33 protein-coding genes are annotated in these 25,696 nt (G+C 64.0%); 19 read left to right on the plus strand and 14 right to left on the minus strand.

The window, feature by feature from the left end; translation table 11 throughout:
• Positions 1 to 51: 51 nt before the first annotated feature.
• Genes AC5RUM_RS08040 through AC5RUM_RS08050 form a run of 3 tightly spaced genes read right to left on the minus strand, consistent with a single transcriptional unit; the run spans position 52 to position 2,125 of the window.
• Positions 52 to 999 (minus strand): tetratricopeptide repeat protein, encoded by a 948-nt coding sequence (locus AC5RUM_RS08040; RefSeq protein ID WP_494034445.1) that lies wholly within the window; start codon positions 997 to 999, stop codon positions 52 to 54.
• 29 nt (positions 1,000 to 1,028) lie between these two features.
• Complete coding sequence (locus tag AC5RUM_RS08045) at positions 1,029 to 1,802, minus strand: cation diffusion facilitator family transporter (RefSeq protein ID WP_494034446.1); 774 nt, start codon at positions 1,800 to 1,802, stop codon at positions 1,029 to 1,031.
• Positions 1,799 to 2,125 carry an ArsR/SmtB family transcription factor gene (locus AC5RUM_RS08050; RefSeq protein WP_494034447.1) on the minus strand — a complete coding sequence of 109 codons (327 nt, stop codon included), beginning with the start codon at positions 2,123 to 2,125 and terminating at the stop codon, positions 1,799 to 1,801. Before AC5RUM_RS08050 ends, AC5RUM_RS08045 begins: the two co-directional genes overlap by 4 nt.
• Before the next feature lie 486 nt (positions 2,126 to 2,611).
• Between AC5RUM_RS08050 and AC5RUM_RS08055 the strand changes: the two genes are divergently transcribed.
• The 4 genes from AC5RUM_RS08055 (at position 2,612) to AC5RUM_RS08070 (ending at position 6,585) form a co-directional block, all read left to right on the plus strand.
• On the plus strand, positions 2,612 to 3,085 hold the full coding sequence (locus tag AC5RUM_RS08055; RefSeq protein WP_494034568.1) for an SRPBCC family protein: 474 nt from the start codon (positions 2,612 to 2,614) through the stop codon (positions 3,083 to 3,085).
• Positions 3,086 to 3,117: 32 nt separating this feature from the next.
• Entirely contained in the window at positions 3,118 to 3,534 is a 417-nt protein-coding gene (locus tag AC5RUM_RS08060; protein ID WP_494034448.1) for a CBS domain-containing protein, read from the plus strand.
• Between the two features lie 407 nt (positions 3,535 to 3,941).
• Positions 3,942 to 5,525, plus strand: coding sequence for a phytase (locus AC5RUM_RS08065; RefSeq protein WP_494034449.1), 1,584 nt, complete (start codon positions 3,942 to 3,944; stop codon positions 5,523 to 5,525).
• Positions 5,526 to 5,607: 82 nt separating this feature from the next.
• Positions 5,608 to 6,585: a dienelactone hydrolase family protein gene (locus AC5RUM_RS08070; protein ID WP_494034450.1), complete on the plus strand. Its 978-nt coding sequence runs from the start codon at positions 5,608 to 5,610 to the stop codon at positions 6,583 to 6,585.
• 37 nt (positions 6,586 to 6,622) lie between these two features.
• On the opposite strand, the gene rlmC is transcribed toward AC5RUM_RS08070, so the two are convergent.
• Together rlmC and AC5RUM_RS08080 are read right to left on the minus strand one after the other, a co-directional pair.
• Positions 6,623 to 7,747 carry a 23S rRNA (uracil(747)-C(5))-methyltransferase RlmC gene (rlmC, locus tag AC5RUM_RS08075; RefSeq protein ID WP_494034451.1) on the minus strand — a complete coding sequence of 375 codons (1,125 nt, stop codon included), beginning with the start codon at positions 7,745 to 7,747 and terminating at the stop codon, positions 6,623 to 6,625.
• Positions 7,748 to 7,817: 70 nt separating this feature from the next.
• Positions 7,818 to 8,708: a ribonuclease Z gene (locus AC5RUM_RS08080; protein ID WP_494034452.1), complete on the minus strand. Its 891-nt coding sequence runs from the start codon at positions 8,706 to 8,708 to the stop codon at positions 7,818 to 7,820.
• A 119-nt stretch (positions 8,709 to 8,827) separates the two neighbouring features.
• On the opposite strand from AC5RUM_RS08080, the gene AC5RUM_RS08085 reads away from it, so the two are divergent.
• Entirely contained in the window at positions 8,828 to 10,045 is a 1,218-nt protein-coding gene (locus AC5RUM_RS08085) for a pyridoxal phosphate-dependent aminotransferase (protein WP_494034569.1), read from the plus strand.
• Positions 10,046 to 10,584: 539 nt separating this feature from the next.
• On the plus strand, positions 10,585 to 11,325 hold the full coding sequence (locus AC5RUM_RS08090) for a DNA alkylation repair protein (RefSeq protein WP_494034453.1): 741 nt from the start codon (positions 10,585 to 10,587) through the stop codon (positions 11,323 to 11,325).
• On the opposite strand, the gene AC5RUM_RS08095 is transcribed toward AC5RUM_RS08090, so the two are convergent.
• A complete protein-coding gene (locus AC5RUM_RS08095) occupies positions 11,322 to 12,677 on the minus strand; it encodes an ammonium transporter (RefSeq protein WP_494034454.1) in 1,356 nt (451 codons plus the stop codon). The two genes, AC5RUM_RS08090 and AC5RUM_RS08095, sit on opposite strands and share 4 nt — an antisense overlap.
• Before the next feature lie 378 nt (positions 12,678 to 13,055).
• Here AC5RUM_RS08095 and AC5RUM_RS08100 point away from each other — a divergent pair, with 378 nt between their 5' ends.
• The 3 genes from AC5RUM_RS08100 (at position 13,056) to AC5RUM_RS08110 (ending at position 14,248) form a co-directional block, all read left to right on the plus strand.
• Positions 13,056 to 13,307, plus strand: coding sequence for a hypothetical protein (locus tag AC5RUM_RS08100; protein WP_494034455.1), 252 nt, complete (start codon positions 13,056 to 13,058; stop codon positions 13,305 to 13,307).
• Between the two features lie 8 nt (positions 13,308 to 13,315).
• Complete coding sequence (locus AC5RUM_RS08105; protein ID WP_494034456.1) at positions 13,316 to 13,762, plus strand: DUF1810 domain-containing protein; 447 nt, start codon at positions 13,316 to 13,318, stop codon at positions 13,760 to 13,762.
• A gap of 309 nt (positions 13,763 to 14,071) precedes the next feature.
• Positions 14,072 to 14,248 (plus strand): CsbD family protein, encoded by a 177-nt coding sequence (locus AC5RUM_RS08110; protein WP_400576013.1) that lies wholly within the window; start codon positions 14,072 to 14,074, stop codon positions 14,246 to 14,248.
• Between the two features lie 50 nt (positions 14,249 to 14,298).
• Here the strand turns inward: AC5RUM_RS08110 and AC5RUM_RS08115 are convergent, their stop codons facing one another.
• On the minus strand, positions 14,299 to 14,808 hold the full coding sequence (locus AC5RUM_RS08115) for a metallophosphoesterase family protein (protein WP_494034457.1): 510 nt from the start codon (positions 14,806 to 14,808) through the stop codon (positions 14,299 to 14,301).
• Positions 14,809 to 14,840: 32 nt separating this feature from the next.
• Between AC5RUM_RS08115 and AC5RUM_RS08120 the strand changes: the two genes are divergently transcribed.
• The 5 genes from AC5RUM_RS08120 to AC5RUM_RS08140 all read left to right on the plus strand — a co-directional run bounded on the left by AC5RUM_RS08120 (position 14,841) and on the right by AC5RUM_RS08140 (position 18,280).
• Positions 14,841 to 15,365 carry an NUDIX domain-containing protein gene (locus tag AC5RUM_RS08120; RefSeq protein WP_494034458.1) on the plus strand — a complete coding sequence of 175 codons (525 nt, stop codon included), beginning with the start codon at positions 14,841 to 14,843 and terminating at the stop codon, positions 15,363 to 15,365.
• Complete coding sequence (locus AC5RUM_RS08125) at positions 15,358 to 15,711, plus strand: TraR/DksA family transcriptional regulator (RefSeq protein ID WP_494034459.1); 354 nt, start codon at positions 15,358 to 15,360, stop codon at positions 15,709 to 15,711. Before AC5RUM_RS08120 ends, AC5RUM_RS08125 begins: the two co-directional genes overlap by 8 nt.
• Positions 15,712 to 15,794: 83 nt before the next feature.
• Positions 15,795 to 15,983 (plus strand): DUF1918 domain-containing protein, encoded by a 189-nt coding sequence (locus AC5RUM_RS08130; protein WP_400576020.1) that lies wholly within the window; start codon positions 15,795 to 15,797, stop codon positions 15,981 to 15,983.
• Between the two features lie 8 nt (positions 15,984 to 15,991).
• Complete coding sequence (locus tag AC5RUM_RS08135; RefSeq protein ID WP_494034460.1) at positions 15,992 to 16,456, plus strand: LpqB family beta-propeller domain-containing protein; 465 nt, start codon at positions 15,992 to 15,994, stop codon at positions 16,454 to 16,456.
• A 36-nt stretch (positions 16,457 to 16,492) separates the two neighbouring features.
• A complete protein-coding gene (locus tag AC5RUM_RS08140) occupies positions 16,493 to 18,280 on the plus strand; it encodes a DUF5671 domain-containing protein (protein WP_494034461.1) in 1,788 nt (595 codons plus the stop codon).
• On the opposite strand, the gene AC5RUM_RS08145 is transcribed toward AC5RUM_RS08140, so the two are convergent.
• Positions 18,254 to 18,955 (minus strand): endonuclease/exonuclease/phosphatase family protein, encoded by a 702-nt coding sequence (locus tag AC5RUM_RS08145; protein WP_494034462.1) that lies wholly within the window; start codon positions 18,953 to 18,955, stop codon positions 18,254 to 18,256. The two genes, AC5RUM_RS08140 and AC5RUM_RS08145, sit on opposite strands and share 27 nt — an antisense overlap.
• A 259-nt stretch (positions 18,956 to 19,214) precedes the next feature.
• Between AC5RUM_RS08145 and AC5RUM_RS08150 the strand changes: the two genes are divergently transcribed.
• Positions 19,215 to 20,018 (plus strand): thioesterase family protein, encoded by an 804-nt coding sequence (locus tag AC5RUM_RS08150; protein ID WP_494034463.1) that lies wholly within the window; start codon positions 19,215 to 19,217, stop codon positions 20,016 to 20,018.
• Between the two features lie 25 nt (positions 20,019 to 20,043).
• Here the strand turns inward: AC5RUM_RS08150 and AC5RUM_RS08155 are convergent, their stop codons facing one another.
• Positions 20,044 to 20,430, minus strand: coding sequence for a DUF2177 family protein (locus AC5RUM_RS08155; RefSeq protein ID WP_494034464.1), 387 nt, complete (start codon positions 20,428 to 20,430; stop codon positions 20,044 to 20,046).
• A gap of 16 nt (positions 20,431 to 20,446) precedes the next feature.
• Here AC5RUM_RS08155 and AC5RUM_RS08160 point away from each other — a divergent pair, with 16 nt between their 5' ends.
• On the plus strand, positions 20,447 to 21,193 hold the full coding sequence (locus AC5RUM_RS08160) for a lipoate--protein ligase family protein (protein WP_494034570.1): 747 nt from the start codon (positions 20,447 to 20,449) through the stop codon (positions 21,191 to 21,193).
• A gap of 44 nt (positions 21,194 to 21,237) precedes the next feature.
• On the opposite strand, the gene AC5RUM_RS08165 is transcribed toward AC5RUM_RS08160, so the two are convergent.
• Together AC5RUM_RS08165 and AC5RUM_RS08170 are read right to left on the minus strand one after the other, a co-directional pair.
• Positions 21,238 to 21,597, minus strand: a complete 360-nt coding sequence (locus AC5RUM_RS08165; RefSeq protein ID WP_494034465.1) for a VOC family protein — start codon at positions 21,595 to 21,597, stop codon at positions 21,238 to 21,240.
• Positions 21,598 to 21,746: 149 nt separating this feature from the next.
• Positions 21,747 to 22,361 (minus strand): LysE/ArgO family amino acid transporter, encoded by a 615-nt coding sequence (locus AC5RUM_RS08170; protein ID WP_494034571.1) that lies wholly within the window; start codon positions 22,359 to 22,361, stop codon positions 21,747 to 21,749.
• A gap of 78 nt (positions 22,362 to 22,439) precedes the next feature.
• Between AC5RUM_RS08170 and AC5RUM_RS08175 the strand changes: the two genes are divergently transcribed.
• Complete coding sequence (locus AC5RUM_RS08175; RefSeq protein WP_494034466.1) at positions 22,440 to 23,321, plus strand: LysR family transcriptional regulator ArgP; 882 nt, start codon at positions 22,440 to 22,442, stop codon at positions 23,319 to 23,321.
• A gap of 6 nt (positions 23,322 to 23,327) precedes the next feature.
• Here the strand turns inward: AC5RUM_RS08175 and AC5RUM_RS08180 are convergent, their stop codons facing one another.
• Entirely contained in the window at positions 23,328 to 23,585 is a 258-nt protein-coding gene (locus tag AC5RUM_RS08180) for a mycoredoxin (RefSeq protein ID WP_494034467.1), read from the minus strand.
• Positions 23,586 to 23,689: 104 nt separating this feature from the next.
• On the opposite strand from AC5RUM_RS08180, the gene AC5RUM_RS08185 reads away from it, so the two are divergent.
• Positions 23,690 to 24,439: an SOS response-associated peptidase gene (locus AC5RUM_RS08185; protein WP_494034468.1), complete on the plus strand. Its 750-nt coding sequence runs from the start codon at positions 23,690 to 23,692 to the stop codon at positions 24,437 to 24,439.
• 9 nt (positions 24,440 to 24,448) lie between these two features.
• On the opposite strand, the gene AC5RUM_RS08190 is transcribed toward AC5RUM_RS08185, so the two are convergent.
• On the minus strand, positions 24,449 to 24,868 hold the full coding sequence (locus tag AC5RUM_RS08190; RefSeq protein WP_494034469.1) for a VOC family protein: 420 nt from the start codon (positions 24,866 to 24,868) through the stop codon (positions 24,449 to 24,451).
• Positions 24,869 to 24,882: 14 nt separating this feature from the next.
• On the opposite strand from AC5RUM_RS08190, the gene AC5RUM_RS08195 reads away from it, so the two are divergent.
• The gene (locus AC5RUM_RS08195) at positions 24,883 to 25,209 is read left to right on the plus strand and encodes a chorismate mutase (protein WP_400576038.1); all 327 of its coding nucleotides are present in this window, start codon (positions 24,883 to 24,885) and stop codon (positions 25,207 to 25,209) included.
• A 78-nt stretch (positions 25,210 to 25,287) separates the two neighbouring features.
• Here the strand turns inward: AC5RUM_RS08195 and AC5RUM_RS08200 are convergent, their stop codons facing one another.
• Positions 25,288 to 25,674 (minus strand): hypothetical protein, encoded by a 387-nt coding sequence (locus AC5RUM_RS08200; protein ID WP_400576040.1) that lies wholly within the window; start codon positions 25,672 to 25,674, stop codon positions 25,288 to 25,290.
• Positions 25,675 to 25,696 lie beyond the last annotated feature (22 nt).

The raw sequence follows: 25,696 nt of genomic DNA on the forward strand, positions 1-25,696 counted from the left end.
TGAGGCTTTTGCCCCCAGACTACGCGCACCCCGGCTGCTGCGCTCGGGCCATCACCAGAGCCACGTGAGGTTTTGCACGTCGATTCCGGGCCTTCTGGCCAGCCATGTCTCCATCAGTTCACCAAGGTCGGATTCGTGGCCTGCTATGCCAAGTAAGCTCGCATCTGATGTTTGGGGGCTGTGGTCGTGTCCGTCCCGATGCACACCATGTGAACATTGCGAGCACATCAATCTGATTCCTGACCACTCATCCATGCCTAACCCGCGCTGTCCGAGGAGGTCTGACAGCGACTGAAGGTCTTCTGGTGCGGCCCCGATGACCTCGGCTTGCCATGTTGGCAGGCGGGATTCTTCCAGACGCGCGAGTTCGTCGAACACCGACACCTCCCGTTCGTCGAGCTGTCGAGTTCCTTTCGGTTCTCCGTCGTGCAAAACTACGTCCCTAAACCTGTGACCGGATTCGGGAAGCGGAACGCTCGCTATGACCGCGTGGGACGGGCTACGGCGCCAACACCAGACCACCTCGGTAGTGCCTGCTGCATGCATGACCTGATGAGGAAGGCTGGGGCGGTCAGGATTGATCCGGATTGGCGCCATGCCGCAGTCCACATCGATCGGTTCAGCATCCTCCCCGGGAAGTTCGATGCCGTAGGCTGCCCAGGCGCGTCTGGCCGTGGCCCAATCACCCAGTGCTGTTGAGGCAATGCCTAAATTCCAAGCCGCGGGGTTGGCGCCGTCGAACTCCTCAGCGTCCTTGGAAGTGAACAGCTGCACGGCCCGAGCGTTGCGTTCCGCGCTTTCGGGCCAATTGCCCCGGGCCTTGGACAGGATACCTGCCTGAAACCAGCTGTAATAGGAGTTTGGAGTCAGCTGCAGCAATTCGGCGGCAAGCCTGGCCGCACCGTCCGCGTCCCCTGCCTCGTCCGCGGCCTTCCAGTCCGACCACACGTCCTGAGGCTTGCGTTTCTTCCCAAAATCGGCCCAGCTGCGTCTCCCCATCCGTCCAGTATGCCGCCGGGAACCCAGTTTTAGCCCGGCCAGCGTTCCTGAAAGTGCACAGGTTTGCCGGGCATGAGGGTCTTTGAACAGCCCGTCCCAGTTTCTCCATTGCCCGTTCGATCCGTGCCGCAGCAGTCATCCTCTTCAGCAGCGACGCCGGCAGGTGCAGCCAGCGGTGCGGTGCAGCAGACGTCGCCGCGCCAGGCATTGCTGCCCTCGCGGACGGCGATCCCGGCAATGACCAAGGCAGCACCGGCGTCGGCCCACCACCATCCCATCGCGCTGTTGAGCAGCAGACCGACCAGGAGGACTGCCGACAAGTAGGTGCACAGCAGGGTCTGTTTGGAATCCGCCACAGCCGTCCTGGAGCCAAGCTCCCGTCCGGCACGCCGCTGCAGCCACGACAGGACTGGCATGATGGCCAGGCTGAGGGCAGCGATCACGATGCCCGGCGTGGAATGCTGGGCTTCGCCACCGCCGGTCAGGGACCTCACGGAATCCACAGTGACGAAGGCGGCAAGGGCGAAGAACGATATCGCGATGATCCGCAGGGTAAGGTGCTCTCGCTTCACCGGATCCTCGGCGGAGAACTGCCAAGACAAGGCCACAGCAGACGCAACCTCAATCACCGAATCCAGGCCGAATCCGATCAGCGCCGAGGAGTCCGCCACATTCCCGGCCCAGAGGGCCACGACGGCCTCGATGAGGTTGTAGGTGATCGTCGCGGCCGCCAATATCCGGACGCGGCGGTTCAAGGCGGCGCGGCGGGCCGGCGACGGGACGGTCGGTGTGGCAGTGCTCAAGCGACGCACGTCCCATCCGGTGCGCAGCAGGCGGGGTCAACGGCCAGCACGACGCCGATCAGATCCTTGACCGCATGGCCCAAGCGGGCGTCGGCGAGCTCGTACCGGGTTCGCCGGCCATCCGCGGCGGCCACCACCAAGCCGCAGCCGCGCAAGCAGCTCAAATGGTTGGACATGCTCTGCCGAGACACTCCGAGGGCTTCGGCCAAATCCGATGGGTAGGCCGGCTCGTCCGCGAGCGCCAGCAGAATCCGGGCCCGGGTGGGATCCGAGACAGCGTAGCCAAACCGCGCGAGCACTGGAGCGTGGGTGAGGGTTTCCATGAACGTAAAAGTACACTCAAGCGTGTATTCAGGCAATCGTGTATTGCGGGCAAGCCGAAAACGCAAGCCGAAAAGTGGGGGAAGCGTGGGTGGCACGCTGGTTGGTAGGGGCTTGGCCCCGATCTGTTACTCGCAAAGACCGGCGGCGGGCTGGGAGTCTACGTGGCATGGGGGAAACCACCAGACCGTCCGTCGCCGGCCTGAAATAAGCCTACGCCGTCAACCACTTTTGGCCCATGGTTAAACTGGAACATCTGCCGCAAAGAGATGGATTTGCGCTGGAAGCGCCGGACTGCCAGGCGGAACATGGCTGCTGAGGAACGGACTTACTCGGTGATTTCTCGCGGGCTGTTCATGGATTTGGAGGGTCTGGACACAGACAGCCAGTGGATTTACCTTTCAGGAGTGGGGGTGCTGTTGCAGGGGAACGGCGCCCGCTACCGGTCCGTTTTTCGCGGGCCGTCCCTCACTGACAGGAGGAAGAAAATGCAAACCGTTGAAGAGACCGTTGATGTCGCTGTTCCGGTCCATACGGCCTACAACCAGTGGACACAGTTCGAATCCTTCCCGCAGTTCATGTCCGGAGTTGAGTCTGTAACCCAACTGACCGATACAACCAACCACTGGGTTACGAAGGTCGCTGGTGTGCAGCGGGAATTCGATACGGAAATAGTCGACCAGGAGCCGGACGACCGGATCGCCTGGCGCAGCACCGACGGCAAGTCTCATGCCGGCATCATCCGGTTCACGCCGCTCGATGCCAATCACACCAAGGTTAAGGTCCATTTTGAATGGGCGCCGGAAACTTTCACCGAGAAAGCAGGTGCTGCCCTGAAGGTTGACGAAATGCAAGTAAAAGCCGACATGCGTAAATTCAAGGACTTCATCGAGTCACGCGGCACCGAAACCGGAGCCTGGCGTGGAGAAGTCGAGGACACCGGCCCGACCGGGCAGATGTAGAAGCCTCTGTCGGGTTATTTGAGGAGAATGCCATGACCACTGCCCGTGAAATCATGACCGGCGGCGTTGAATGCGTCGGTGAAAATGAAACCTTGGAACAGGCTGCGCGGAAAATGAAGGACCTCAATGTCGGTTCTCTGCCGATCTGCGGTGAGGACAACCGGCTCAAGGGCATGCTCACGGACCGTGACATTGTGATCAAGTGCCTCGCTGAGGGCGGCGACCCCCGAACCGCCACCGCGGGGGAATTTGGCCAAGGCAAGCCCGCGACCATCGGCGCCGACGATTCCATCGAGGAAGCGATCCGGACGATGCAGGACCACCAGGTCCGTCGACTGCCGGTCATTGACGGCCATGATCTGGTCGGAATGCTCAGCCAGGCCGACATCGCCCGTAACTACCCTGAGGAGAAGGTCGGGGAGCTCGTCGAACTCATCTCCTTCTACTGAATCGATCCCTCATCCGGACGGGTCCACCGGGCGCCCGGGCCGCGCTGTACCAACTCGTACATCCGCCCACGGCGCCCGTTGCCCGGCCGGATTCCTTATTGGCTGAGACGCGCTCGGTGGATCCGAAAGAGACTCCACCTGCGGAGCTGATTCGCCGGCTTACTTTTATTGGTTGACACCGGCACTTAAGGCCCAGATAATCCGAACTAGGCACCATTTTCGAGTGCCTTTCTGGCACCATCTGTGAGTGCCTTCGGTTCGTCTTAAAAATTTTACCGGCGTCGTTTTACCCACAGCAGCATCCATTGCTCAAGTGTGGTTGTCGCCTCCAAGACGGCTAGAGCTGGGCAGCCGGTTGACCATGACCCCGGCCTTTCAATGTGCACTGGCCGACTCAGGAATGCGCCATGTTCAGTCATCTCCGACTCTTCCTGGCGTCGCTGCTCGCGTTAGCGACCATCGGCGCTCTTGCATTGTTCAGCGATGTGCCCAAGACCGCCGTCGCTGCCCCCACGACCGTTACTGTTAACGCTTCGGCTGACACCTACGTCTCCACGGCTTCGCCCAACAGCAACTTTGGCCGGGCCACTTCTCTGACAGTCTCGCAGAACACCTACCGTGTGCTGATGCGTTTCAACGTTTCGCTCCCGCCGGGCAGCAGCATCACGACTGCCGTTCTGAGGGTTTATTCCAGGTCGTCAGTGAGCGGGAGCCTCATCGTGCACCCGTCCAGTGACGCCTGGGTAGAGACGACTGTGACTGCCGCCAACCAGCCCGCCTGGCAATCGGCGGAACTGGCCCGGTCTGGAGTGCTGCGTTCTGGCCAGTATGTAAATGCAGTTCTACCAGCAAGCGCTGTCACCACCTCCGGCAGCGTCAGTTTCGGGCTCAACACGACGGCCGGGGTCCAAGGCAGCCTTGCCTCCCGCGAGGCGTCGCAGCGACCTCAACTGGTGATCACTTACGATTCGTCGGCCACGCCAACGCCAACGCCGACCCCCACAGTAACGCCGCCACCCGCCATTGCAACCGTGCTGCCCGTAGTCGAGACTGTGGGCTTCTCGGGATCGGGAGACATTTCGGATGACTCTGCTATATGGGTTGACCCTGCAAACCCCGCGAACAGTGCGGTGATTGCTGACAATAAGGCGACGTCCGGCGGAGGTATCGGAGTCTTCGGCATGGACGGCAAACTGATCCAGTTCCGGCAGGACGGAATGATCGGCAATGTCGACCTTAGAACGGGCTTCACTCTGTCTGGGACGTCGATTGTGCTGGTCGGGGCAAACAACCGGACGAACAACACTCTGGCGCTCTATGCGCTGAATACGACGACCAGGACCCTTTCGCCCGTCGCGGCGCGCAGCATTGCGACATTTGCCCCCAACTACGGATTCTGCCTCTACCGCAGTGGTGTCAGCGGCAAGCTTTACGCCTTCGTAACGCCGTACGTGGCAGGCAACATCCAGCAATTCGAGTTGTCTGACAGTGGGGCTGGCAAGGTCGACGCCACACTTGTCAGGACGCTGCCGATGGACAGCATCACCGAGGGTTGTGTCGCTGATGACGAGCTAGGCCACCTGTACGTTGGCCAGGAGGACGTGGCCATCTGGAAATACGGGGCAGAACCCAATGCTGGTGCAGCCCGCGGATCCGTCGACACGGCGGGAGGCGGCCGTCTCGTGGCTGACATCGAGGGGATGAGCATTGAGTACGGCGCGAACGGTTCGGGGCGCCTTTTCGTCTCCAGCCAGGGTGATTCCACGATTGCGATTTATGACCGTGCCGGAAGCAACCCATTCGTCAAGAAGATCAGGGTGGGTTCCAGCGGGACAATCGACGCCGTGACCGGCACGGATGGCGTTGATGTCACCAGCCTGAACGCCGGACCCCAGTTCGAACAGGGGGTCCTGGTGGTCCATGACGACACCAACACCGGAGGCACAACGTCCAACCTGAAGTACGTACCACTGAGTGAGGTTCTTAGATGACCTCATCATTGGCGGCACACCCGGCCCTCTTGCCGGGTGAATGACTTCGGAGGAGGATACCTTCACACTGAAGGAGGCCCTCGTGACGCAGCTAGGTAAATTCGAGAAGTACCTGATCGAGGAGTTTTTCGACGATTACCGCGCCGGCACCATGAGTCGTCGCACCTTCACGCGTCGGGTGGCATTCATTACCGGCAGCATGGGTGCAGCTGCGGCGGCGATGCTGCTGGTGGGCTGCACGCCAAATGAAGTTCCGCGCAGCACTGACCCCATGCCAACTCCCGAACCATCAACACCGTCCCCGGGCCCAGGAACCGCCACGGCAGGCGCGGTTCCGGGAGCCAAGAGCCCGCTATCCGTTCCGGAAGGTGCGGCCGGGATGGTGACAGCGACCGTGCAGGTATCTTCGGGCGGAACCAACATCAGCGGGTACCTTGCCCGGCCAGAGGGGAATCGGCCCGGACCTGCCGTTCTGGTCTGCCACGAAAACCGCGGGCTGACCCCCCACATCCAGGACGTGGCACGCCGCTTCGCCAAGGCCGGGTATGCGGCGCTCGCATTGGACTTGCTCAGCCGCGAGGGCGGCACTGCGAGCCTGGACCGGGACGCCATACCCGGTGCGCTGACCAAGGCAGGAGCCCAACGCCACGTCTCCGACTTCAAAGCCGGTTTCGATTACCTGAACTCACAGGACTACGTCGACGCAGGACGCATCGCCATGACCGGCTACTGCTTTGGAGGCGGCATCACCTGGCAGGCGGCGACGGAGCTGACCGGTCTTAAGGCAACGTCGGCGTTTTACGGGCCGGCGCCGGATTTGGAGAAGGTGCCGGCCATCAAACCGGCAGTTTTTGGTGTCTACGCGGAACTCGACGACCGGATCACTGGCGCCATGCCGGCCTTCCGGGACGCCCTCGCCGCAACGGACGTCCGCCATGAAATCAAGGTCTATCCCGGCGTCGACCACGCGTTTCACAACGACACCGGAGAGCGTTACAACGAGGCACAGGCCACCGCCGCGTGGAACGACACTCTGGCATGGTTCAAACGGTACGTCTAAGGCATGGGCAGGCGGGTGAAGGGTTTGCCTTCTACCACTATGACCTCTCGAGCAGCACCATTGCTTCGTAGTGGGAAGTTTGGGGGAACATATCCAACAGCCGGACGCGCCGTGCCGTGAACGACGGCATGGCTGCAAGATCGCGGGCCAGGGACTTGGCATTGCAGCTTGAGTAGACCACATGCTGCACGGTTGAAGATTCCAGCCAGCCGCACAGCTCGTTGCCGATACCGCGCCTCGGAGGATTGACGATCACGAGTTCGGGCTCCGGGCTTGTGGAAACGGCGAAGGCTGTGGCGTCGCCGGACTGGAACCGAACCCTCTGCAGGCCCGCGTCCCTGCTGCTCAATTCGGCGCTGGTGATGGCTTCCCGGCTGGTTTCGACGCCGACGACATCCCTGGACGGGTCGGCGCAGTGCAGGGCAAAGCCGCCAACGCCGCAGTAGAGGTCCCAGACGGCAGCGGGCGCGACTTCACTCACCCATTCGCTTCCCTGGCGGTACAGGGCAGCCGCCATCTCGGTATTGGTCTGGAAGAAGCTCTGCGGCCTCAGATGGAGGTCGAGATCATTGACGCGCATCCGTAGCGTTGACTGCTCAGTGAGCAACACCTCCCGGTCGCCTTCCAGCACAGCCTTGTGCTCCGGGTGCAGATTAACGGACACCACCTTCAGCTGCGGCAAGGCTTCCAGCAGGATGGGCAGCTGACGGCGGATGCGTTTGATGAGGTTCTCGGACCGCAAGACCAGGCGCAGCATCAGTTCGCCGTCCGGTGATTCGGTGACGATCAGGTGCTTGAGCTCGCCGCTGCGCCGGGGCACGTCATACGGGGTAAGCCGGGCCTGGCTGATGAAGGAAGCGAAGACCGGGAAGCAGGCCTGCAGGCCTGGGGAGCATACGCCGCATTCGCGCAGGTCCACGCCCCGCCCCTCGGTGTCCAGGATACCGAGGGTAGGATTCCGTACCGAACCACCGACTACCATCTTGGCCTTGTTGCGGAAACCTGACTCGCGGCTTTCCACCGGCGGCAGCCATTGCAGCGAGCTGTGGGCGGCGAGCAGCGTTCGGCAGTTCAGCTCTTTGGCTGCTAACTGTTCGGAGTAGGGCTGACCCATCTGAGTGCAGGAAAGGCAGCGGGCAGCATCAAAGTAGGAGCATTGCATGACGCTGCAATTCTACTTTTCCCGCGGGACTTCCTTGGCACCATGTGATCGGCCTGTCTGTTCCTATCGGTCAAGACACTAACCGCCGCTTGGGAAAGCTGATCCTGTCGAGATCATTCGCCGCAATGACCGCAGCGCCGTCCGCCCGTGCCCTTGCCTGGTCCGCAAGCAGGCCGGTATCCCCATAGCGGGACGAGAAATGGGTGAGTACCAGCGTGCCGGCCCCGCCGCCGGCCGCCAGATCACCGGCCTGACCGGCCGTGAGGTGGGCATATTGCGTAGCCAAGGATGCGTCGTCATCACTGAACGTCGACTCCGCCACCAGCAGGTCCACGCCGTCGGCCAGCGCTTCGGCGCCCTCGCAGGGAGCGGTGTCCATGACGAAGGCGAAGCGCTGACCCGGCCGGGGAACACTCACGTCCTCAAGTCGCACGCCGTGAAGGATCCCCTCTCGTTGCAGCCGCCCGATGTCCGGGCCGGTTATGCCCGCCGCCTTCAGCCCCTCAGGCTGAAACGTGCGGCCGTCAGCTTCGCTGAGCCTGTAGCCGAACGTTTCGATCCGGTGTCGCAGAGGCTGCACCTCCAGGCCCGGTGCGATCTGCCCCGCCTCGGCGTGGGGCTGCAGCCGCAGATCCAGGCCGGGGGAGGCGACGGACACCAGCGCACGGACGATGTCGTCGCCGGTGGCAGGATAGTGCAGGTGAACCGGGTGCGTCACACCATCCAGCACCATGCGTGACAGCACCCCGGGCAGCCCGAAGCAGTGATCACCGTGGATGTGGGTGAGGCAGATGCGGGTAATTTGGGAGGCCGAGACTCCGGCGTGGATCATTTGCCGCTGCGTGCCCTCTCCCGGGTCGAAGAGCAGTCCCTCGCCGTCCCAGCGCAAAAGGTAGCCGTTGTGATTGCGGGTGCGGGTTGGTACTTGGGAGGCGGTGCCCAGTACGACCAGTTCACGCATGAAACCGAGTCTCTCACTGGTTCGCGAGGCAGGCTACCTTTCCTCCCAGCACGAGAACGCTGCTGCAAAAAATCGCCCGCCTTCAACGCCGCGTCCGGAGGTTTATGAAAAGATCAACCATGCGTCCGATGCAGCTCTCCAGCAAACTTCAGAATGTCCGCTATGAACTGCGGGGGCCACTGCTCCAAACGGCGAAGCAAATGGAAGCCGAGGGCCACCGGATTCTCAAAATGAATCTGGGGGACACCGCAGAGTTCGGACTGGAGGCGCCCGAATCCGTGGTGGTGGACATGATCCATCATCTGCGGGGGGCCCAGGGATACAGCGATTCCAAGGGCATCTTCTCGGCGCGCACGGCGATTTCCCAGTACTACCAGACCCGCGGCCTCCTGCAGATCGGCGTCGAGGACATCTTCATCGGCAACGGAGTCAGCGAGCTCATTTCCATGACCCTGCAGGCGTTCATGGAAAACGGGGATGAAGTCCTCATCCCCGCTCCCGACTACCCTCTGTGGACCGCAGCTGTCGCCCTCACCGGCGGCAAACCGGTGCACTACCTGTGCGACGAGGGCGAAAACTGGTGGCCGGACATGGCCGACGTCGAGTCGAAGATCACCCAACGCACCAGAGCGATTGTCATCATCAACCCGAACAACCCCACCGGGGCCGTCTACCCCCGGCATATCCTGGAGCAGTTCGCCGCCCTGGCCCGCAAACACAACCTCGTGCTTTTCTCGGACGAGATCTACGAGAAAATCCGCTACGAGGATGCCGAGCACATTCACACTGCCTCCGTCGCAGAGGACGTCTGCTGCCTGACCTTCAGCGGACTTTCCAAGGCGTACCGCATGCCCGGCTACCGCGCCGGTTGGGTGGCCGTCACCGGCCCGCACGCCGTGACACTGGCCTACCGCGAAGGGCTCGAGCTGCTGGCTTCCCTCCGGCTGTGCCCCAACGTCCCCGCCCAGCACGCGATCCAAACCTGTCTTGGCGGCTACCAGAGCATCGAGGCCCTGATCCGGCCCGGAGGAAGGCTGCGTGAACAGCGCGATCGTGCGCACAAACTCCTGACAGCCATTCCAGGGGTGACGTGCGTGCCCGCCGCGGGAGCCATGTACCTGTTTCCACGGCTCGATCCTGAGCTGTATCCGGTCAATAACGACGAGCAGTTCGTCCTTGACCTGCTCCGCGACCAAAAGATCCTGGTGTCGCACGGAACAGCCTTCAACTGGCCCCAGCCGGATCATTTCCGGTTTGTCATCCTGCCAACCGTCGAGGAAATCGAAGAAGCAGTGCGCAGGATCTCAAGCTTCCTGGCCGCATACCGGAACAGCTAACGGGAGCTCCGCAGGTCAACCGACCGGATGCCCGTGGTCGCAGGATGTTTCGCCTGACCGGACTTCGTGCCCCTGGATGCACGTCACAGAGGGCGGCTGCGGAGTATCGTGCGCGAGGAAGAACAAACTGCTCCTGCCGTGGCTGAATTGGCTCTCTTCCCGCTGCAGCCATGAAAAGGCTTTCCGCCGCGGCTGCTTGGACGTCTCTGAGTCCCCATGGTGTGGGTGCATAAACGGGATCTTGACCACGGCTGCCTCGACTTTCCAACGTTCCGCCGCCGCCTCCGCGCAATGACGGGCGCGTGATACGCGCAGTAATGGACGCGAAGCGACAGAGCCGGTGCGATGAGTATAGGCGTGTGCGCCTTGCTGCATAAGCCCCGCGGAAAGAACAGGCAACGGCCGACGGCGGCGCCTCCTGGGCGGTCGCCGTCGGTCATGTGCGGGGAGACGCGGAGAACCCCGCCGGCAGCGCCGGTGCCACTGGCTTCCGGGATGCGGATTGGCCGCCATGTAAACGGACGGCGCAGAATAAGGAGATGAGTGACGCTGGCGAGTTCATCGACCGCGCCCTGCAGCGGGAAGGGGCCTGGTACAGGGCCGACGAGATGCGCCGCACGTATGGTGACCGTTTCCAGGACGGGCATCTTCAGAGCGGGGATCTCCAAGGCGGGGATCTTCAGGGCGGAGGCGGGCAGGGCGCCCGGCTTGAATTCTACGGGTCCTCCATCGGTGCAGTGCGAGGCACAGTCAGAGACGCGCTCCGCCGTCACTCTGACCTGACGCATGATGACATCACGGCGTTGAGTTCCGAGCTGTGGTCTGAGCCGGTCTTTGAACGCCGCCTCGCAGCCGCGGTTCTCCTGCAATCCAAGGTGCGGCTTCTCAGGAACTCGGACCTGACCCGCATCGAAGGCTTTGTCAGAACCGCCCGGTTGCGCACACTGGTCGATTCCCTGGCCATCGACGTCGTTGGGCCGCTGATGGAGAGCATCGACCCGCAGGGCAGGGGCCGCGCTGAGTCCGTGCTCGACCGGTGGGCGCGTGAACCTGACGTGTGGCTGCGCCGCGCCGCCCTCCTGGCTCCGCTGCGTGCCCTGCAGCGTGGCGGCGGTGACTGGGACAGGTTCTCAAGCCGGGCGGCGTTCATTCTCGCGGAGCCTGCAGCTCCCGGACCTGACGGCGACGCTGCCCGGGAGGCAATCGCGCTGGTCCTCGATGAAGTGTCGAAAAGCCGGCCCGAGCTGCGGCTTTCGCACGCCGCTCAAAGGCGTAGTTAGGCGCTGACCTTCTCGGGCTCTTCGACGGTCACGGCCTCTGCTTGAACGGGAGTGGACGGGACGGGCGCCTCCTGGGACGCTGTCGCCACCGGGTGGAGCTGCTGGGGGAGCGGATGGAAGTGGCCGTGCCCCAGCGCCCCGAACTCGTACGCAGTCTCGGCGTGCTCGGACAAATCGACGCCCGTGACTTCGTCCTCGTGGCTGACCCGGAAGCCGATGGTCTTGTCGATCGCGATGCCGATGACGGCAGTCATGAGGACTGAGAGGCCGAGGGTGATGAGCGTCGCCACGGTCTGGGCAATAAGCTGCTGGAAGCCGCCGCCATAGAGGAGACCTCCGCCCGCGCCGTCGACCGGCAGGGCGATGAAACCCAGCGCCAGCGTTCCGACCAGCCCGGCGCCCAGGTGCACGCCCACGACGTCAAGGGAATCGTCGAAGCCGAACTTGTACTTCAGTTCCACGAACAGAGCGCAGGCAAACCCAGCCACCAGCCCCAGGCCCACCGCGGCCAGGGGGCTGATGTTCGCGCAGGACGGGGTGATGGCCACCAGACCGGCGACCGCACCGGACGCGGCACCGAGGGACGTCGGGTGGCCGTGGCGGACCTTCTCGGTGACGAGCCAGCTGAGCAGTGCGGCGGCAGGGGCCACGAGGGTATTGATCCAGATCAGTCCGGCCTGCTCGGCGGTGGTGGCTGCACCGGCATTGAAGCCAAACCAGCCGAACCACAGGAGGGCCGCGCCGAGCATGATGAACGGGACGTTGTGGGGCCGGTGGCCGGGGTCCTTGCCGAAGCCGTGGCGCCTGCCGACGATGAGGGCCAGGACCAACGCCGCGCTGCCGGAGCTGATTTCGACGACGGTGCCACCGGCGAAGTCGATGACCTGGCCGAACGCCGCAGTGACAGCTCCGCCCTGGCTCATGAGGCCGCCGCCCCAGACCATGTAGGCGAGAGGGCAGTAGACGGCTGTGATCCAGAGCGGAACGAAAACAACCCAGGCCGTGAACTTTGCCCGGTCGGCGATAGCGCCGCTGATGAGGGCAACGGTAAGCATGGCGAACGTGGCGCTGTAGCCGGCCTTGATGAGGTCGTTTCCGGCAAGGTTGGTCAGCCCGAAGCTGGCGAACGGATTGCCGAAGAGGCCCATGATGCCTTCGCCGCCGCTCATCGAGTAACCCCAGAGGACCCAGACGACTCCGACGATGCCTGCCGAGACGAAGCTCATCATGATCATGTTGAGCGAGGCCTTTGCCCGCGTCATGCCCCCATAAAACAATCCCAAGGCGGGGGTCATGAGCAGAACGAGCGCCGTCGACAGCAGTATCCAGATGTTTCCAGCAGTGAGTTCCACCGGTGTGTCCCTTCGCATCACAGTAGCCAGCCGGGCTCCGTTGATGCCCGCCGTTTTCCCCTCGTCGATACTTGTCGACCTTTGTTTCAGCGCGGGGCAGGCCGCGTTTCGTCAAAGTTTCGGAACGGGGCCTTGCGTAAAGCCCGCATGACCGGACTGTTTCGGGCATGTTAACGGCGGCCCCGGTTGTGTCCTCGTGTGATTGGCCGCTCCTCGTACATGGCCGCGAAAACACGGGAACCGGGAGTTCGGCACGGTGAGGCCCGGCGAGGAGCGGCAGCATTACGGCCGAGTGAACGGATCCTCACCGGATATGAGGGCCTCCCGGGTGCCATCTGGGGGATTGACCACCGCCTCGGGGCGCGCCCACGATGGGGTATGACTGATTCCGCAGCCACTGGCGCTGACTATTTTGACGATGAGCCCGGACCGGGCGCGCAGGTCCCGGCTGCTCCGGAGACGGTAGAGCACATCGCGGATGAAATCCGTGACGATATCCGCCTCGGCCACGTCGTCGATGACGACGTGAATCATGTCCTGCAGGAGCGCCTCGATGGCGCCGGCATCTCTATGCGCCCGGAGGACGTGGACACCCTCGCCGACGAGATCGAGCGGGACGCATCAACTTAGGAGCTGCAGTGGAGGATCCCTTTGACCTGGACCGCTTCGTAACGGCCCAAAACAGTGGCGGCACCTACGAACAGGCGCTCGCCGAGCTGCAGACCGGCAGCAAACGAAGCCACTGGATGTGGTTCATATTTCCCCAGATCGCAGGACTCGGGCAGAGCGCCACATCCAGGAAGTATGCGATCCGTTCACTGGAGGAAGCCAGTGCCTATCTGCAGCACCCCGTCCTCGGCCCGCGGCTGATCGAGTGCGCTGATACTGTCGGAGCGCTCAAGGACGAAACGGCAGAAGAGGTTTTTGGCCGGACCGATGCACGGAAGCTGCATTCATCCGTGACGCTGTTCCTCCGCGCAGCGCCGGGGGAGCCTGCATTCAAGCAGGTACTCAGCCGCTTCTTCGAGGGAGAGCCGGACGCCGCTACGGACGAGCTGCTGAAGAAACAGCGCGAGCCGGACTGAGAGTGTGAGAAAGCGAGGTCGCCGGGTCCCTGCGCATCAGGGGGGAGAATGCGCCGGGACCCGGCAGTCCCTCATCAACGGGTCGCGGCTCCCTTGTTCTTCAGGACACCGCCAGTGTCCCTTTTGCGTCTTGGGAAAAGCCCGGTGCCCGGACCCGAACTGGTGGTGGTCCCAGACCCCCGCAAAGAGGGGGTCTTCCCAAGGTTTACGGTGAAGCCTCTCCTCCTTCACCGGGCTGTCTGGCGGTTCTACACTTGAAGCACGAGCCTGCCCGCAGCCAGCGGGCTACGCGGACGGAAGGACAGTGTCATGGGTCTGGACGACAAGATTGATCACGCAGCAGAGAAGCTTGGTGGCAAGGCCAAGGAGGGCGCCGGCAAGGCCAGGGACGATGAAGGCCTGGAAGCCGAAGGCAAGACTGATCAGGCCAAGGCTGACCTCAAGCAGGCCGGCGAAAAAGTCAAGGATGCCTTCAAGCGCGACTGATCTGATCTGACCGAAGCCCCGCCTGCCGTTGCAGGCGGGGCTTCCTGCTGCTAGGAGGGTTTTCTGACCTCCACCAGTTCCACGTCAAGCAGACGGCCGCCGTCGACGGCGGCGGTCATGTACGTGCACACCGGCTGGCGGCGGCGGTCGGTGGGCGAGCCGGGGTTCAGCAGGCGCAGCCCGCCCGCCGAGGTGGTGTCCCAGGGAATGTGGGAGTGGCCGAACACCAGGATGTCAGAATCAGGGAAGAGCGCCTCGCAGCGTTCCTCGCGGCCTTTCGCGGGGCCCGTCTCGTGGACCATGCTGATACGTAAGCCTTCCAGCGTGATGCTGGCCGTTTCCTGCAGACGCTGCCGGAGCTCCGCGCCGTCGTTGTTGCCGTATACCCCAACCAGCCTCCGGCTGCGGCGTTCAAACTCGTCCAACAGTTCCGCTGTCACCCAGTCACCGGCATGGAACACGACATCCGCGTTGGCGACGGCGGCCCACACCTGATCGGGCAATCCCCGTGCCCGCTTAGGCACATGGGTGTCGGAAATCAGCACTAGCCGGAGGCTCATCAAAGCATCTTCCCATGAGGCAGACTGGGACGATGGAGAGAATCGTGCCTGCCCCGCCCGGAGATCCCCGCCGCCCGCTTGGTCCACGGGACCCAGGCGATGCATGGGTGGAGGGCGACCACGGAAGGTTCTGGGGACGCTTTGGATCCGCCGGGCTCTTGGCCCATGACCCCGGGAAGGGCATCCTGCTCCAGCACCGCGCCGTCTGGAGCGACCACGGCGGAACCTGGGGGCTGCCCGGCGGTGCGCTCCACCAGGGGGAGGATCCCGTCACCGGGGCGTTCCGCGAAGCCTTTGAGGAAGCCGCTGTCCCGGAGGGCAACGTCAGGGTCCTGTTTACGTCCGTCTTCGACGTCGGCTACTGGTCCTACACCACGGTTGCGGTCCGGGTCGTGGAAGCGTTTGAGCCCACCATCACCGACCCGGAGAGCATTGAATTGAGATGGATCCCGGTCGAGAACGTGGCGCGGCTGAACCTGCATCCCACCTTCGCAGCGTCCTGGCCAGCGCTGAGTCAGAAACTGCTCGACCACGAACGGCGGGTGCTCCGTGATTGACGTCGGGCGGTTCCGGATGCTCCTCGAGGAGGAACGGGCCCGGAAACTCGCGCTGCTGCCCGCGCTCAGCGCAGACATTGCCTCGGCCAACGTGGCCCGGCAGAACTCAAACGTGGACGACGAACACGATCCCGAAGGCGCCACGATCGCCTTCGAACTGTCCCAGGCATCGGCATTGCTGGACCAGAGCAGGTCCGGCCTTGCCCAGGTCGAGGCAGCTTTGGACCGGATCGCTGCCGGCACTTACGGCTCATGTGCGATATGCGGTGAACAGATCGCGGAGGGCAGGCTCGAAGCCCGGCCCTGGACGCCGTTTTGCATCCTGCACGCACGAGGCAGGGCCTGATCGGCGGGAGTAGAAACATCCGGCCCGCAGGCTGTTCCGAAGCCGGGACGGAAACCGTACGCTAGGGCTGGGAGGTGATTGCCATGGAGGCAGCCCAAGGAGACCGCATCATCATCCATGGCCGGACGGTGGAATCGTCGGACCGGCATGGGGAGATTCTGGAAGTCCGTGGCCCTAACGGAACTCCGCCGTACCACGTCCGCTTTGACGACGGCCACGAGACCATCCTGTATCCCGGCGGCGATTTCGCCGTCGAGCACCGTACTACGTAGCTCCTGCGGTGCGTGAACCCGCGAGGCGACCCGATCGGATCCTGATCGTCATCCTTTCCGTCATTGCCGGCCTCGTAGTGGTGGCGCTGGCTGCGGTCTTCTTCCGTGGCCAGCCGGAACCACTGGACGAGGGGACGCCCGCGGGCGTTGTGCAGCGCTACGCCGCCGCGGTGCTCGACGGCGATGAAGCCACCGCGTCAGGTTACCTGGCAGACCGGTCCGGGCGGTCGTGCGGCCCGGTAGAGCGTGCTGCCCGCAGCGGGCTGAGGGTCACTCTCGTGTCAACGACGGAACGCGCCGACTCCGCCGACGTCCACGTGGCCATCACGGTTTCCAATGGAAGCGGTCCGTTCGGAAGCCAGGAATATGAGTCCGAGGACGTGTTTGACCTCGTCAAGGTCGGCGGGCGGTGGCTCGTGAAAACCGCCCCCTGGCGGTTCACCATCTGCCCGGCCGCTGCTGTGCGCCCATGAGCACTGTGGAACACCCATGAGCACTGTGGAACACCCATGAGCACTGTCCGGCCGGATACGGCCCTGCCACAGCGTTCGGCGCTGACCACAGTCCGCCGCCTGATACTTTTCCTGCTCCTGTTTGCCCTTGTCCTGATCGCGGCATCCGGCCTGAGCGGCCTGCTGGGGCGGCTGTTCTCCAGCGGAACCTCGCTGGCGGAGGGCGACGTCGGCGGGCTCGCCAGGTCGCTCGCCTTCGCTTTGGTTGGCGGCACGCTCGCGGCCATCCTCTGGTGGGCAGTGTGGCGACGGCTGCGCGAGGGCGGGGAAAGGGCCGCGCTGGCTTGGGGCCTCTACGTCGCCGGCGTCTATGCGGTCGCCCTCATCACGTTCGCCACTGCACTTCTCGGGCTGGCCTCCTCGCTCATCGGCGGGCAGGCGCCGCAGTGGTATTCGGAAGCAGCCACCGGTGTGGTGTGGGCCCTGGTCTGGGTATGGCACCGGTGGATGTGGCTGCATCCGGGAAGAGGGCCCCGCCACCTGGCCGGCGTGCCCACTGTTGTGGGCTTGGTGTACGGGCTGTTGATCGGCACCGGCGGGGCTGCCACGGCCCTGGGAAACCTACTCGATGCCGGACTTCAGGGATTCACCGGAACGCAGTCTTTCGGGAACCCTTGGTGGATCCCGGTGCTGCAGCCTCTGGTCTGGGCTGCCGGTGGAGCCGTGCTCTGGTGGTGGCATTGGATCCGTGGCCGCGGAAGTTTCCTGACAACGGGCCTGGCCAACGTGGCACTTGCCGTCGTCGGTGTCCTTGGCGGCTGCATCCTCGCCCTCTCCGGCGCGATCGCCTCGCTCTATGTGCTGCTCCGATTGGCCTTTGACCGCTCGGGCCCGCTTCCGCAGCTCCTGGACCCGCTTGGTCCCGCTGTTGCGGCGGCCGCGATCGGCTCGGTCGTCTGGCGCTATCACGCCGCGCTCGCAGGGCACCGGCCGGGCGCCATGCGAGAGGCGTCCCGGCTGCTGGCGGCCGGCGCCGCATTGGTCGCCGCGGCCTCAGGGGTCGGCGTAGTGGTGAATGCGTCACTCGGGCTGGCGGAAACCGCGCTCGCGGGAACAGGCCTGCGGACGCTGCTATTGGGCGGCCTTAGCGCTTTGTCAGTGGGCGGTCCGGTTTGGTGGCAAATGTGGGACCCGCTGCACCCGCGGCACCACCAGCGGATCCATGAGAGGAGCCTTGAGCCGTCTGAGCACCGGGGCCAGCGCATTTACCTGGTGGTGGTTTTCGGTATCAGTGCCGTGGTGGCCCTCATCGCGCTGCTGGTGATCGGCTACCTGGCATTTGAGCATCTCCTCGACGCCTCCGGCAGGGGCAGCCTGCTCGGCAGGGTGCGAGCCCCGCTCGGCCTGCTGACGGCCACGGGACTGGTCGCGGCCTACCACTATGGTGTCTGGCGCCGGGAAAGGGCGGTCCCGCAGCCAGCGGAACCCGCCCTGCCGCCCGGGGAGCCGGTTCTCAAGGGCGGAATCGGTCACGTCATCCTCGTGACCGCCTCCGATCCCGTTCCGTTATCCCGCGCCATACGCGACGCCAGCGGCGCCGAAGTTACGGTGTGGGAAAGGGCCGACGGCGGCACTGCCGCCGCAGGATCCGGCATAACGGGCTCCGGCACAGCGGGCTCCGGAACAGAAGGCTCCGGCACGGAGCCGGATCCTGCACACCTGGCGGAGGCGCTGAACGGCATCAGCTGCGCCCGCGCACTGGTTGTCGTCGGCCGGGACGGCCGGATCGACGTTATCCCTTTGGCGAACGGCGCCGCGTCAGGAGACGGGCTGCCTGATCGGTGAGCGGTCCTGCCCGTATTCCGCTGTGACCAGGATCGGCAGGTGGTCCGACTTGCCTCGCGGCAGGGTCTCGACGCTTGAAATATCCAGCCCCAGGGACGTGGCGAAGTCGAAGTGCCCCTTGAAGACCTTGTAGCGCGTATAGGTCCTCCGGTTACTGAGCGATAGCGCGTAGCCGGCGTCCTTCATGTGCGCATGCAGGCTCTTGGTGAAGAACGGGTAGTTGAAGTCTCCGACCATCAGCGTCATGAGTCCGCTGCCCATGCTCAGGAGTTCTGCGTGCGCCGCATGGATCTGCTTCCGGCGGAGTGAATTGGAAGCGGTCAGCGGCGCCGCGTGAAAGGAGCCGATCACCAGTTCGTGGTCCGTCTCGTTGTCCACCACCCGGGTGCCGATGAGGCGCTCGTGGGCGGGTGCCATGACGTGGTCGTGCATGGACTTCTTCAGGGCGAAAGTTTTGGTTTCCAGCGCCGTGAACCGCTCAGTGCGGTAGTAGATCGCCAGTCCGAGCCTGTTTCCTTTGGTGACGTCAGCCAGGTGCAGGGGTCCAAGGGTTTCCGGCAGGTCCGCGGAATCACATTCCTGGAGGCAGAGGGCATCGATCCCGAAATTGCGGGCCAGGTTGGCCAGCTCTCCGCTGGCCTTGTGCTTGCGGAGGTTGTAGCTAATTACTCGCATCAGTGGAACACCGCTTCCGAGGGCTGCTAGAAGGACCTGGCTCCGAGTCTACCCAGAAAATTATCGGGAGACCGGTAGGTTACCGCCCGCCTACCACCCGCCGGGGGCATGCCCTGGGTCTGGTCGCGGCTCGGTTTTGTGGGGTGATCTCTTTGCGAAGGTCATGCAGTGAGCGCGCATTGCGGGAGTGCGGCCTGCGGACTGCTGCGCTCGCGATAGGGTGATCGCAGATTCGTTTACTGTGTCGAAAGGGTCAAAGTTGACTGCTGCACTGCCGGAACTCGCGCAAGGCGATTTCTATTACCAGGACCTGGGCGGGGGGCACTTCCGCTCCACGATTCACGCGCAGGGTGCCTGGAACGAGCATGAACAGCACATGGCGCCGGCCTCGGGGCTGCTCGCCGACCGGTTGGAACGCCATGAGCCGCGCGGCGACATGCGGATGGCACGCCTCAGCTACGAAATCCTCGGCCTGATTCCCGGCGGCGAGTTCGAAGTCGTCACCACGACACTGCGCCCAGGCAGGACCATCGAACTCCTGCAGGCAGAACTGGTGGCCGCCGGACGCGTCATCATCCGGGCCACGGCTTGGCGGATGATCACCAGCGACACCTCCGCGGTGGCCTCCATCGAGGACGCCGACATCCCGTCACCCCACGACTGTAAACCTTACGACGGCGCCAGCGTGTGGCCCGGCGGATACATCCGGTCACTGGAGATGAGGGTGGCCGACGGACACCGTCCCGGCGCCGGCAAGGTGTGGCTGCGCACAGACCATCCGCTGACAGATGCGTCGGACAGCACCGACATGGCCCGGCTGATCGGCCTGGTGGACACTGCGAACGGCATCGCCGCCCGGGTGCCGCCGGGCAAGGACAGCTATTCCTTTCCCAACCTGGACCTGCAGATCCACATGTATCGCCGGCCGGAGGGCGAATGGCTGGGGCTCGACAACGCGGTCTCTTTCGGAGCCGACGGCATCGGGCTCACCTCAACCGTGCTGCACGACATGGCAGGGCCGTTCGGCCGCGCGGAGCAGATCCTGACGCTGCGGAAAAGCTGACGCCCCGGAAGTCCGGATGCCGCGGCTACCGGTGAAAGACCAGCCAGCCGGCCAGCGTCGCGAGGGCGGTCAGGACGGCGCCCCAGGCCATGTCCACGAGGATCAGCTGGAGGGGCCAGGTTTTGAGCGTCGCCGCGTTGGTCAGGTCATAGGTGGCGTAGGCGAAGGCACCCAGCGCGGCACCGTAGCCGACGGCGGTCAGCCAGCTACCGCCGTCGAGCGCCGGACGCAACGCGAAGAAGACGATCCCGGCGATGTAAATCACGTAGAAAGCGACGGCGTACCCTAGATTGGGCCGTTGGGCCAGCAGGTCGCCGATGTGGCCGCGGTAAAACGGGTTCATGAGCTTGAGCCATACGGCGTCGATCACGGCGAAGGCGGCTGCGACGACCAGGAATTGCACTATGACCATAAGGGAGCTTAGCAACATGCACCAGGCCGGGGCCGGAGCACCGACGCTGACCGTCGTTCGCCAGCACGATTCGCTGGGCGCCGCCCGGGACCTGGACTTCGGAATCGAGCTGCTGGGCCTGGCGAAGACCGGGAGGGTCGGCCCCACGCTCAGGCTGTACCGCCCGGCCCCGACGGTTGCCTTCGGCCAGCGCGACACGCATCTTCCCGGGTTCGAAGCCGCGGCGCAGGCGTGCCGGGAGCAGGGCTTCCAGCCCCTGATCCGCAAGGCCGGCGGTCGGGCGGCCGCCTACCACCAGGGGACCCTGATCGTCGACCACGTGGAGCCGCACTCTGATGCGATCGCCGGAGCCAAGGGCAGGTTCGCGTTCTTTGGCAACATGCTGGCGGAGGCCCTGCGAAGCATCGGAGTGCCGGCCGCAGTCGGCGAGATCCCGGGGGAATACTGCCCGGGCGAGTTCAGCGTCCATGGAACGCACCCGGACGACTCCGCGCACCGGGTCAAGCTCGTGGGCACTGCCCAGCGCGTGGTGTCCGGCGGGTGGCTGTTCAGCTCGGTCATCGTGGTGGAAAACTCCGCGCCTCTCCGCAGTGTCCTCACGGCCAGTTACGGCGCACTCGGCCTGGACTGGGACCCCGCGACGGCCGGTGCCATTGACGACCTTGTGCCCCACTTGGACGTGCAGTCCGTCGAGGACGCCGTGATCAGCACGTACAGCGGCTACGCGCCCCTGGCGTACGCCGAGTTCAGCAGCCTGCAGTAACAGTTCAGCAGCCTGCAGCGGTAGTCAGGACTCTGCGGCCGGCGCTATTCCGCCGCTGCCGGTATCTGGCAGACCATCAGTACGTTGCCGTCGGGGTCCCGGAAGTTAAACCACTGGTCCTCGTTGACCTCTGTGAGTTCCACGCCAAGGTCCTTCATGAACCCGTGCGCGGCCCGGATGTCCGAGGTGTTGAAGTGAAAGGCCGGAACCTTGAAGACTGCATCGGGGGAGTAGATCTTGCTGTCCAGGACCAGGCCCGTGCCGTTCATAGGCAGCATGTACAGATGGTCGAGAATGGAATCTTCGGCGGGCACGCCCAGCACTCCGCAGTACCAGTCCCGGGCCCTCTGGACATCGCTGACGGGGACGAAAACGGTGCCAATTTGCGCGGAAACTGGGTTCATGGCCATCCTTCGTGACGTGGGTTGCGACTGTGCCTGGACCTGCGGTTTTTGACTCCGGGTTTGAACTGTAGTGCGGAGTGGAAAATACTGCCAGAGCAACGCGCGGGCTCTAGGACCGCGGCTACCGCCGAACCTGATAGCCGACGGGCCTACGGAATGACCAGGAACGCGGCCAGTGCCAGCATCAGGAGGGCGATGGCGCCGTCGAGGACCCGCCAGGCTCCGGGGCGCGCGAACACCGGGGCCAGGAACCTTGCCCCGAAGCCGAGAAGGGCGAACCAGAGTGTGCTTCCCGCAATCGCTCCCCAGGCGAACGGCCAGCGGCCTTCAGGGCCGTGGTCTGCTGCGAGCGATCCCAGGAGCACCACGGTGTCCAGGTACACGTGCGGGTTCAGCCAGGTCAGTGCGACGGCGGTTCCCACCGTTGCGGCCAGTGTGTTCCGGGAGGACGTAGCGGCTGCGCTTAAGCCGCTTGGCTTCAAGGCGCGCCGGGCTGCGAAAAGGGCGTAGGCAAGCAGAAAAGCTGCGCCGGCCCAGCGCACGATGACCAGGGCCAGCGGCGCCGCCTGGATGAGTGCGCCGACGCCGGCGACGCCCGCCGCAATCAGGACGGCATCGCTCGCGATGCACACAGCCACAATTGGCGCCAGGTGTTCGCGGCGCAGTCCTTGCCGCAGGACGAAAGCGTTTTGCGCGCCAATGGCGACGATAAGGGACAGGCCCGCGCCGAAGCCGGTGACCAGGGCGCCGAGGGTTGAAGTAATTTCCACTTGCCTGACTCTAGGTCCCCGGGAATCATGAGTACAGCTAAAGTTTCTTACTCTAATTAAGGAAAACTTAGGATGGATGCCACCACAGAGCAGCTCAGGACGTTGGCTGCTGTGATCGACCACGGGACGTTTGACCGCGCCGCCGCGGCGCTGCATGTGACGTCGTCGGCCATCAGCCAGAGGGTCAAGGCGTTGGAGCAGCAGACCGGGCGGGTCCTGCTGCTCCGCACCAAGCCGGTCCGGCCAACCAAGTCCGGAAGCGTGGTGGTGCGCCTGGCGCGGCAGGTGGCATTGCTGGAAAGCGAGGCCATGGAGGAACTGGGCCTCGAGGGTGCAGGGTCCCGGCCGCGCATTCCGCTGGTAATCAACGCGGACTCCCTCGCCACCTGGGTGCTGCCGGCCTTGGCGGGTGTGGAGCGGGCAAGTTTCGAGATCAGCATCGACGACCAGGACTATTCCATCGAGCGCCTCCGGGAGGGGACGGCAATGGCGGCCATCACCTCAAACCGCGAGCCCGTGCAGGGCTGCACGGTCCGGCCGCTGGGCGTCATGCGCTACCGCGCCGTGGCGAGCCCTTCCTTTGCCGCGCAATGGCTGTCCGATGGTTTTACCGATGCGGCGTTGTCGCGGGCGCCCCTGGTTGTGTTCAACCGCAAGGATGCCCTCCAGGACCGTTACCTCGAGGGCAGGCTCAAGCCCGGGGCCAGCTACCCGCCCCGTCACTACGTCCCGGCGTCGTCGGATTTCATGCGGGCGATCGAACTGGGGCTCGGGTGGGGAATGTTGCCGGATCTTCAGTCCAAGGGACTTCTGGACGCAGGCACACTAACGGTGCTGGATAAAAGCGGGCATGTGGACGTTCCGCTGTACTGGCAGCAATGGTCCATAGAGTCGGCCACGCTCGCCCGGATCGCCGCTGCCCTGCAGGAGGCAGCGGCGGCCGGGCTGCGATGACGGGCGCTAGGCCGCGAGCCGGCTCTTGACCTCGGCGGCTGAAGGGTTCGTTGCGGCGGTGCCATCCGGGAACAGAACGGTGGGAACGGTGCGGTTGCCGCCGTTGATCTGCTCGACAAGTTCGGCCGTGCCGTCAACCTCTTCGATGTTGATCTCGGTATAGCCGATTCCCTGGGCATCCAGCTGCTTCTTGAGCCGGTTGCAGTAACCGCACCAGGTGGTGGAAAACATGGTGATGCTGCCGTCTTCGGGGGTGAAGTCCACGGAGAGCTCCTCAGGTATAGGTTCGTGCCTGTCAGTTTCGTTCAGTCAACGGTAACCCGTGAGCCGGTATTCCCCCGTTTGTGTTGCGATGGCATGCTGGTGCCATGTGTGGACGTTACGTAATGGCCAGGGCGGTCGGGGATCTGCTGGCCGAATACGACGCCGAACTTGAGAACGAAATGGAGATCCCGCCGTCGTGGAATCTTGCGCCCACGGATGATGCGCCCATCGTCCTGGAACGGCTGATCGACGGCGCCACAGTCCGCCAGCTCCATATAGCGCGCTGGGGACTCGTGCCGTCCTGGGCCAAGGACCCCGGCGTCGGGCCGAAGATGATCAATGCCAGGAGCGAAACGGTGCTCGAGAAGCCTGCATTCCGCAAGGCCGTGCAGTCCCGGCGATGCGCAGTGCTTGCAGACGGCTATTACGAATGGAAGCAGGGCGAAGGGCGACGCAAACAGCCGTACTACGTACATCCCAAGGAGGGGCCGGGAATGGTCTTCGCGGGCCTCTATGAGTGGTGGAAGGACCCCTCCAAAGGGCAGGATGACCCGGCCCGCTGGATGCTTTCCATGTCGATCATGACGGCGGATTCACCGCCGGAGGGTGCCGAATCCACAGTGTTCGGTGAGCTCACCGCGCTTCACGACCGTGTCCCGCTGCCCATGAGCCGGGACACCATGGCGGCATGGCTCGACCCGCAGGTCGACGACGCAGCCGGGCTGCTGGACCTCGTCCGCTCCGGGGTCCAGGACGAGGCGGCGGGCTGGCGGGTGGATTCGGTAGGGCCGGCCGTGGGCAACGTCAGGAACAATTCGCCGGAACTCATCGAGCCGGTGGAAGCACTCTTCTAGCGGGCCGCATCACAGGCTGACCCGTCCGCCGTCGTCAACTGTCCACGTGGGGTTGAAGGCGATCTCCCACCTGAAACCGTCCGGATCGGCGAAGTAACCCGTGTACCCTCCCCACGGCTGGGTCTTGGGGCTTGCCACGACAGTTGCGCCGGCAGATTCCGCCTGGGCCATCACCTCATCGACTTCGGCAGCGCTTTTCATGTTGTGGCTGAGCGTGATGCACGGGACGGACGCGGGGGCATCCACGGCGGCTTCGGCCTGCATCTGCCTGGCGTCCCAGAGGGAGAACATGAGGCCATGGTTGGCCTGGATGAAGACCACTTCGGGGAATTCCCGGTGGACGGGCCAGCCGAGGCCCTCAACGTAGAAGCTGCGGGAGGCGGCCACGCTTCGCACTCCCAGGGAAATAAAATCGACTCGGGGCTGCATGGTTCGATACTGTCATGGACATGCCCACAAATCACGGAGACGATAAAAGCGCCCAGGCTGACAGGGAACAGCTCGCCGCTGTCCGGATCGCCGTGGACGAGGTTGATGACCAGATCGTCACGCTGATTGCGCGCCGCGAACGTCTGATCAGGATCGCGGGAACACTGAAGGGCGATGACGCCGAGGTCCGGGCTCCCGGGCGCGTGGAACGTGTGATTGAACATGTCCGCGCCGCTGCCGAGAAAAAGGAAATCGACCCGGACATCGTGGAAACCACCTACCGGGCCATGATTTCGAAGTTCATCGAGCTCGAGATGAAGATCCATAACGAGAACAACTGACCGGGCAGCAGGAGCTGCCGGCGGGACTTCGGGGCGGCGGCGGGAAATTGGCCCCGTGTATTTTGCTTCCTTAGGTGCCTAGAGGGCTTCTTCCACCGGAACGCCGGACTGGAATTCCCGTCCGTCGGCCTCGCTGAAGGCTGACATGAGGTGGCCTTTCTCCAGTCCAAGCACCGTGCTCATGGGGAAGTTACCCGTTATGGTGCTTCCCGAATGCTCGACGCTCTTGACGTCAAAGTTTTCCTCGGTGCCGTCATGGCTGAACGAGTACATTGACACGGCCTCGCCGTTCATGAACTCAATTCCGAGTCTTCGCTGATGTGAATAGTCCGGGGTTGCTGCCACGAGCCCCACTACGAAGGCGCCCGATCCTGGAATATTGCCGTCAATATCAAATTTGGCCTCCAAGATGGTGTCTTTGGCGGCGATGCTTACGTGCTTCAGGAGTGCGTCATTGGAACTCATGGCTCCATCCTGCCCCTTGAGC

Source organism: Arthrobacter sp. B2060 (assembly GCF_059090445.1).

What these genes read in the sequence shown, in the direction of transcription:
- AC5RUM_RS08160 (WP_494034570.1), top strand. Translation starts at nt 20,447, where the DNA reads ATGCACCAGGCCGGGGCCGGAGCACCGACGCTGACCGTCGTTCGCCAG.
- AC5RUM_RS08110 (WP_400576013.1), top strand. Translation starts at nt 14,072, where the DNA reads ATGGGTCTGGACGACAAGATTGATCACGCAGCAGAGAAGCTTGGTGGC.
- AC5RUM_RS08040 (WP_494034445.1), bottom strand. Translation starts at nt 999, where the DNA reads ATGGGGAGACGCAGCTGGGCCGATTTTGGGAAGAAACGCAAGCCTCAG.
- AC5RUM_RS08155 (WP_494034464.1), bottom strand. Translation starts at nt 20,430, where the DNA reads ATGGTCATAGTGCAATTCCTGGTCGTCGCAGCCGCCTTCGCCGTGATC.
- AC5RUM_RS08055 (WP_494034568.1), top strand. Translation starts at nt 2,612, where the DNA reads ATGCAAACCGTTGAAGAGACCGTTGATGTCGCTGTTCCGGTCCATACG.
- AC5RUM_RS08090 (WP_494034453.1), top strand. Translation starts at nt 10,585, where the DNA reads ATGAGTGACGCTGGCGAGTTCATCGACCGCGCCCTGCAGCGGGAAGGG.
- AC5RUM_RS08115 (WP_494034457.1), bottom strand. Translation starts at nt 14,808, where the DNA reads ATGAGCCTCCGGCTAGTGCTGATTTCCGACACCCATGTGCCTAAGCGG.
- AC5RUM_RS08140 (WP_494034461.1), top strand. Translation starts at nt 16,493, where the DNA reads ATGAGCACTGTCCGGCCGGATACGGCCCTGCCACAGCGTTCGGCGCTG.
- AC5RUM_RS08060 (WP_494034448.1), top strand. Translation starts at nt 3,118, where the DNA reads ATGACCACTGCCCGTGAAATCATGACCGGCGGCGTTGAATGCGTCGGT.
- AC5RUM_RS08195 (WP_400576038.1), top strand. Translation starts at nt 24,883, where the DNA reads ATGGACATGCCCACAAATCACGGAGACGATAAAAGCGCCCAGGCTGAC.
- AC5RUM_RS08175 (WP_494034466.1), top strand. Translation starts at nt 22,440, where the DNA reads ATGGATGCCACCACAGAGCAGCTCAGGACGTTGGCTGCTGTGATCGAC.
- AC5RUM_RS08190 (WP_494034469.1), bottom strand. Translation starts at nt 24,868, where the DNA reads ATGCAGCCCCGAGTCGATTTTATTTCCCTGGGAGTGCGAAGCGTGGCC.
- AC5RUM_RS08120 (WP_494034458.1), top strand. Translation starts at nt 14,841, where the DNA reads ATGGAGAGAATCGTGCCTGCCCCGCCCGGAGATCCCCGCCGCCCGCTT.
- AC5RUM_RS08165 (WP_494034465.1), bottom strand. Translation starts at nt 21,597, where the DNA reads ATGAACCCAGTTTCCGCGCAAATTGGCACCGTTTTCGTCCCCGTCAGC.
- rlmC (WP_494034451.1), bottom strand. Translation starts at nt 7,747, where the DNA reads ATGCAATGCTCCTACTTTGATGCTGCCCGCTGCCTTTCCTGCACTCAG.
- AC5RUM_RS08130 (WP_400576020.1), top strand. Translation starts at nt 15,795, where the DNA reads ATGGAGGCAGCCCAAGGAGACCGCATCATCATCCATGGCCGGACGGTG.
- AC5RUM_RS08200 (WP_400576040.1), bottom strand. Translation starts at nt 25,674, where the DNA reads ATGAGTTCCAATGACGCACTCCTGAAGCACGTAAGCATCGCCGCCAAA.
- AC5RUM_RS08065 (WP_494034449.1), top strand. Translation starts at nt 3,942, where the DNA reads ATGTTCAGTCATCTCCGACTCTTCCTGGCGTCGCTGCTCGCGTTAGCG.
- AC5RUM_RS08185 (WP_494034468.1), top strand. Translation starts at nt 23,690, where the DNA reads ATGTGTGGACGTTACGTAATGGCCAGGGCGGTCGGGGATCTGCTGGCC.
- AC5RUM_RS08050 (WP_494034447.1), bottom strand. Translation starts at nt 2,125, where the DNA reads ATGGAAACCCTCACCCACGCTCCAGTGCTCGCGCGGTTTGGCTACGCT.
- AC5RUM_RS08100 (WP_494034455.1), top strand. Translation starts at nt 13,056, where the DNA reads ATGACTGATTCCGCAGCCACTGGCGCTGACTATTTTGACGATGAGCCC.
- AC5RUM_RS08080 (WP_494034452.1), bottom strand. Translation starts at nt 8,708, where the DNA reads ATGCGTGAACTGGTCGTACTGGGCACCGCCTCCCAAGTACCAACCCGC.
- AC5RUM_RS08145 (WP_494034462.1), bottom strand. Translation starts at nt 18,955, where the DNA reads ATGCGAGTAATTAGCTACAACCTCCGCAAGCACAAGGCCAGCGGAGAG.
- AC5RUM_RS08085 (WP_494034569.1), top strand. Translation starts at nt 8,828, where the DNA reads ATGCGTCCGATGCAGCTCTCCAGCAAACTTCAGAATGTCCGCTATGAA.